The organism is Dolichospermum sp. LEGE 00246, assembly GCF_015207865.1.
In the GTDB taxonomy this organism is placed as follows: Bacteria; Cyanobacteriota; Cyanobacteriia; order Cyanobacteriales; family Nostocaceae; genus Dolichospermum; species Dolichospermum heterosporum.
Genome location: NZ_JADEWA010000337.1, coordinates 1 through 5,999, shown reverse-complemented (window position 1 = coordinate 5,999; position 5,999 = coordinate 1). Strand labels below are relative to the sequence as shown.

Below are 5,999 nucleotides of genomic sequence, written 5' to 3'. Positions count from 1 at the left end.
TATTTATATTTTGCAATTTCTATAAAGACAATTGAAAATAGATACTTCTTTATTAGAGGCGTTGTAATTTGTCCTAAAACTGGTAAAATCACCATATTCCCTATCGTCAATATGCTGTTTAAAATGGCATTGACAATTATGTACTTTTGCACTAGCACATAACTGCAAGCTAAAAAATTAATTATCCGTAGTTTTACAGGAGGAAAAATAATGAATTTGTGGCAACAATTACGGAAAATATTACAACTGAGGTTTAGCCCCAATTCTCTCAAAGGCTTTGTCTCACTTGTTTTAGTAGGAACGGTATTGAGTGTATCTCTTGCTGCTTGTTCTGGGACAAACACCAGTAATGATACGGGTAAAAGCCAGAATGTAGAACTAACCCTTGTATCTTTTGCTGTCACTAAAGCTGCTCACGCTGCCATTATTCCCAAATTTGTGGAAAAATGGCAAAAGGAACATAACCAAACTGTAGTTTTCAAACAAAGCTATGGCGGGTCTGGTTCACAAACTCGTGCTGTAGTTGATGGTTTAGAAGCGGATGTTGTTCACCTAGCACTAGCTTTAGATACGCAAAAAATTGAGAAGGCGGGATTAATTCAAGCTGGGTGGGAGAAAAAATTTCCTAATAATGCTATTGTTTCTAAATCTGTCGCTGCTTTAGTAACTCGTGAAGGCAACCCTAAAGGTATTAAAACTTGGGCTGATTTAGCTAAAGATAATGTTAAGCTAATTACCGCAGATCCTAAAACTTCTGGGGTAGCGCGGTGGAATTTTCTCGCACTTTGGAATTCGGTCATTAAAACTGGTGGAGATGAAGCTAAAGCAACAGAGTTTGTCACTAAAGTTTATAAAAATGTTCCCGTATTAACTAAAGATGCCCGTGAAGCTACAGACGCATTTTTTAAACAAGGTCAAGGTGATGCTTTAATAAATTATGAAAACGAAATTGTTTTAGCCAAAGATAAGGGTGAAAAAACAAATTATATTCTTCCTGATGTGAATATCTCCATTGATAATCCTATTGCTGTTGTTGATAAAAATGTTGATAAACATGGTAATCGGGAGGTGGCGGAAGCTTTTGTTAAATACTTATTCACTCCAGAAGCACAACAGGAATTTGCAAAAGTAGGATTTCGCCCTGTTGATGAAACAGTAGCTAAGAGTAAAGAGTTTGCTGACAAATATCCCCAAATCAAAACTTTAGGTACAGTTCAAGAATTAGGCGGTTGGGATGCTGTTCAGAAAAAGTTCTTTGCTGAAGGGGCAATTTTTGACCAAATTCAAGCTAAAAATAAGCGGTAATTGACAAGCCCCGGCGATTATAAATCACGGCTATACAAACAAAGTCCGCCTGCGCGGACTAGGGAAATTTAAAACCCACGCAGGTGGGTTTTGCTTGTGTAGCTGTGACTTCCAGTCCCCTGAATTTTCTAAAAAACAACTAACAACTGATTAAATTATGGCTGTATCTTCTCCTGTACAAACTAATATTAAACCTTCGATTTGGAAGGTGTTTCTAGATAATTTGCTTCATCTTCCTTGGACTTGGCGGATTACTTTAGGATATCTAACTTTCATGTTATTTATTCCTATTGTGGCCATGTTTCTCAAGGCTAGTACAGAATCTCCAGAGAAGTTTTGGGAAATTGCAACTAATGATTTAGCATTGGCAACTTATAACGTTACCTTTGTTACGTCTTTATTTGCAGCTTTGCTGAATGGTGTGTTTGGAACTTTGATTGCTTGGGTATTGGTGCGTTACGATTTTCCTTTGAAACGGATTATTGATGCGACTGTAGATTTACCATTTGCTTTGCCAACATCAGTAGCAGGTTTAACACTGGCAACAGTTTATAGTGATAATGGTTGGCTGGGTTCATTGTTAGCACCAATGGGGATTAAGGTATCCTTTACTCGGTTGGGAGTTGGGGTAGCAATGATATTTATATCTTTACCTTTTGTGGTGAGAACTGTCCAACCGGTACTGCAAGAAATGGAATCGGAAATTGAAGAGGCTGCTTGGAGTTTGGGTGCTTCCGAATGGCAAACTTTTTGGAAAGTGATTTTACCGCCTTTATTTCCGACAATTTTAACTGGTGTGGCTTTGGGTTTTTCCCGCGCTGTGGGAGAGTATGGTTCAACAGTAATTATTTCTTCTAATACACCATATAAAGATTTGATTGCACCTGTGTTAATTTTCCAACGGTTGGAACAATATGACTATTCCGGTGCAACTGTAATTGGTGTGGTTTTATTAGGAATTTCTTTGGTGATGTTGTTAGCAATTAATTTCTTACAAGCTTGGGCAAGAAGATATGACAATAGATAAAGTTAAAAGACAAAAAAAACAAAGTTGGGTGCCGGCGGTTTTAATTGGGATTGCGATCGCCTACCTGTTTCTGGTTCAATATATTCCAGCTATTAATGTTTTTTTTGAAGCTTTCAAAAAGGGATCTGGACCATTTTTATCCAACCTGGCAAAACCGGAATTTCTCCATGCAGCTTGGTTAACTCTATTACTGGCTGCGATTTCCATACCTGTGAATGCAGTATTTGGATTGTGCGCGGCTTGGGCGATCGCTCGACATAAATTCCCTGGACGCGCTATAGTTCTCAGTATCATTGATTTGCCCTTTTCCATCTCCCCAGTCGTCGCCGGGTTAATGATAGTCCTACTATACGGCAGACAGGGCTGGTTTGGTCCTTGGCTACAAGCACATAATATCCAAATTATCTTTGCTTTTCCAGGAATGGTAATGGCTACCGCCTTTGTGAGTATGCCTTTTGTCGCCAGAGAAGTAATTCCTATCTTAGAAGAATTTGGCAAAGATCAAGAAGAAGCCGCCAGAACATTAGGTGCAAACGATTGGCAAACTTTCTGGCGAGTAACTTTACCGAGTATTCGCTGGGGTTTACTCTACGGTTTAATCTTAACAAATGCCAGAGCAATGGGTGAATTTGGCGCAGTCTCTGTCGTATCTGGTAACATTGCCAATACAACCCAGAGTTTACCCTTATTCGTAGAAGATGCTTACAAACAATATGAAACTGAAGCTGCTTTTTCTGCTGCTGTATTGTTAGCATTCCTCGCAGTAATCACCTTGATACTCAAGGAAATTCTGGAACGAAAAACCCAAATTAAAGAAGTTGAATAATGGGTAATGGGTAATGGGTAATGGGTAATTTTTAGACAGATATAAAATTACATCTTAGGAGTTGTTATGAGCAGTGAAAATACCCTGATAAACAAGCGAATTCGCGTCAGAATCACTCAAGATCATCATCAAGAACCTGTCATTTCTCGCCTAGTTTCCAAATACGGCTTAACAGTAAATATCAAAGCTGCAATTCTCGGACAAAATGCTGTAGGTGATGGTTGGTTTGACTTAGATATACAAGGAACAGAAACACAAATTCAAAATGGATTAAATTATCTCCAAGAATTGAAATTGCAGGTTTGGGACGAGAATAGCATTAGTGATTGGTGAAAATTATACAGCATATTTTAATTAAATGAAGTACACCCCCCAGTGCACGGGTGGGTTATTTCTAAGGAAATTTTAAGGGCTGGAAATTTCTCCCCCTTTTTGTTGGAGCGATTTTGGTGGTTAGCGGTAAACTAACGGAAAGCAAGGTAACACTACTTCTCTGGTGGTGAACTTATACCAAGTTTTTCTAGCTTTGAGGTTTAAATTGCGATCGCACTCCCAATCTGAACCATGAAAACTAAATATTTTTAAGCGGATTTACTTACAAGGATAGAGATAAGCAAGCATTTATTTAATTAGTTTACTTTTGTACTTCTATTTTCACAATTACTGACGGTTGCTTCTACAGAGTTATCGTTAGTTTTTGCTTCCTTTCTTCCCAATTCAAACTCTACAAACAATCCAGCATTTTATTACCCGCAACTTGGGTTATTAGGTGAAATCAGCGAACTAGATCAATTAATTGCGGACATCAGTAAGAACCTTCAATTAAGCACTTAGGAAAACGATTCAGTAATCCGTACCAATGGGTTAATCTTCAAAGCATGGAAAAGTGAATTAACTTGGCAAAAGAATAAGTCTCAACCCTTGATATACTGTTAATTAATTTGCACAAACATTTCTGGTTGAGGGTTAATATAATGGTACTCGAAGCCCCGTCTATCAAAGCTAAAACAACCATTACCTGGGAACCCCTACCAGCTAGTTTTATATTACCAGATGATCCTGTGGAAAATATTCAACAACCCGCCCTCGCAGCGGCTTTAACCGATGCTTTGGGAGCTTCAGGATATATTCAGCCGGAAATGTTGATTGGCTCGAATTTGGGGCTGGTAGCAACAGTTAATAAAAAGATTGTCGTCAAAGCTCCAGACTGGTTTTATGTTCCTCAAGTACATTCCGTACCAGAGGGGGTAATTCGTCGTAGTTATACCCCTAATACAGATGGTGCAGCAGTGACAATTCTGATGGAATTTCTCTCAGAAGCAGAGGGAGGAGAACTATCCATTAGGTCAACCCCACCCTATGGTAAACTCCATTTTTACGAGCAAGTTCTGCAAGTACCCACTTATGTGACTTATGACCCCTATGATAGTAGTCTAGAAGTCCGTTATTTGCAAGATGGCAGATATATTTTACATCCAGTAGATACCCAAGGGCGGCTGTGGATTCCACAATTGGAATTATACCTGGGAATTTGGTCTGGGGAAAGATTGGGACAAACCATGAACTGGCTGCGTTGGTGGGATAAATCAGGTAATTTACTGCTATGGAGTTCAGAACAAGCAGAACAAGAACGCCAAAAAGCGGAGGAGGAAAGACAAAGAGCAGATAGAGAACATCAAAGAGCAGAAAGACTAGCTGCTAAATTGCGGGAATTGGGAATTGAGTCAGAACCGTAAAATCGCCCAAACCCTCTTCACTCTTGCATGATTGCCTCTTGCCTTGCCATAACGACGATTTTCAAGGCTAACCTACTTATTATAATAAATCAATACCTTGTCCAAATCGAAAAAAGTCTTGATTTGTAGGTTGGATTGAGGTACGTTCACGTATCCCTGACGGGAGGCGTTAGCCATAGTGTGGCGATCGCTTGCGTGGCGACTTAGGAGCCATAGCCATAACCCAACAAATGCGTCGGGTTGCGCTGTCGCTTAACCCGACCTACAAAAAATGGACAAGGTATTGAATAAATATAAAAGATAAAAAACTGACAGCATAATTTATAACCTTATGAATAAATCACATCGTCCCCCAATTCTCAAACCTGATGAAACATAAGTACCGACTGCTTTAGCATCTGTAACCCCATACAGATTATGAATTTGTGTTGCACTTAATTCTGAGCAAAAATTACGTGCTGCCGTTTTTAAAGATTCTAGTGTTAGTAATTCCATTTTTAAATTAAATAGCCAAACTTAATTGTTGCCAAGAAGATTTAGTAAATTCAATATTGCTTTTACCAATTCTTTGACACACCCATTCTACACAAGCAGGAACAATTGCATTACCAAATAACACATATTGATCATAAATTCTTGCTACTCGACACCAATTATCAGGAAAACCCATCAATCTGGCATATTCAACATTAGTTAAACGCCGATATTTATCACCTATTTGATAACGTTCATAATGTCTGGATGTGGAAGCAGTTAATGTTGATGCAATTCCATTAATTCCGAAAATTGTATACCCTAATCTTGCTCCTCCATCTTGATTATATAATAATTCCACACCTTGACAATAACGATTTACCGCTTTACTTTGCTTAATTCGTTCTAAAGTATCAGATGTAAAATCAAATTGAGCATCTACCATTAAATCATCTTGGAGAATATCTTTTAATTTCCGTCTAGGTTTGATATCCGGTAAAGCAGGAAGATTCAAAGTTAACATTTTATTTTTATACGCAATTCCCCAATTATAATTCTTGCCTTTATTTGCAACTATAGGCATCATATCTTTTTCTGTTAATATTTCTATATTTTGTAAATCAATTAAATC

Annotated in this window: 6 protein-coding genes; 5 read left to right on the top strand and 1 reads right to left on the bottom strand. The window is 38.2% G+C overall.

Translation table 11 applies throughout. The features are described 5' to 3' along the window. Positions 1–210 precede the first annotated feature (210 nt). The 5 genes from IQ228_RS19045 (at position 211) to IQ228_RS19025 (ending at position 4,894) form a co-directional block, all read left to right on the top strand. Positions 211–1,305, top strand: coding sequence for a sulfate ABC transporter substrate-binding protein (locus IQ228_RS19045; RefSeq protein WP_193963944.1), 1,095 nt, complete (start codon positions 211–213; stop codon positions 1,303–1,305). Positions 1,306–1,462: 157 nt separating this feature from the next. Next, positions 1,463–2,332, top strand: a complete 870-nt coding sequence (gene cysT, locus IQ228_RS19040) for a sulfate ABC transporter permease subunit CysT (protein WP_193963941.1) — start codon at positions 1,463–1,465, stop codon at positions 2,330–2,332. Next, positions 2,319–3,158 carry a sulfate ABC transporter permease subunit CysW gene (cysW, locus tag IQ228_RS19035; RefSeq protein WP_027402213.1) on the top strand — a complete coding sequence of 280 codons (840 nt, stop codon included), beginning with the start codon at positions 2,319–2,321 and terminating at the stop codon, positions 3,156–3,158. The genes cysT and cysW overlap by 14 nt, the downstream gene beginning before the upstream one ends. Before the next feature lie 66 nt (positions 3,159–3,224). Then, complete coding sequence (locus tag IQ228_RS19030) at positions 3,225–3,491, top strand: NIL domain-containing protein (protein ID WP_027402214.1); 267 nt, start codon at positions 3,225–3,227, stop codon at positions 3,489–3,491. A 641-nt stretch (positions 3,492–4,132) separates the two neighbouring features. After that, positions 4,133–4,894 (top strand): Uma2 family endonuclease, encoded by a 762-nt coding sequence (locus tag IQ228_RS19025; RefSeq protein WP_027402215.1) that lies wholly within the window; start codon positions 4,133–4,135, stop codon positions 4,892–4,894. Positions 4,895–5,396: 502 nt separating this feature from the next. On the opposite strand, the gene IQ228_RS19020 is transcribed toward IQ228_RS19025, so the two are convergent. After that, the coding region (locus IQ228_RS19020) for a DNA cytosine methyltransferase (protein ID WP_193963939.1) at positions 5,397–5,999 on the bottom strand (603 nt) is incomplete at its 5' end.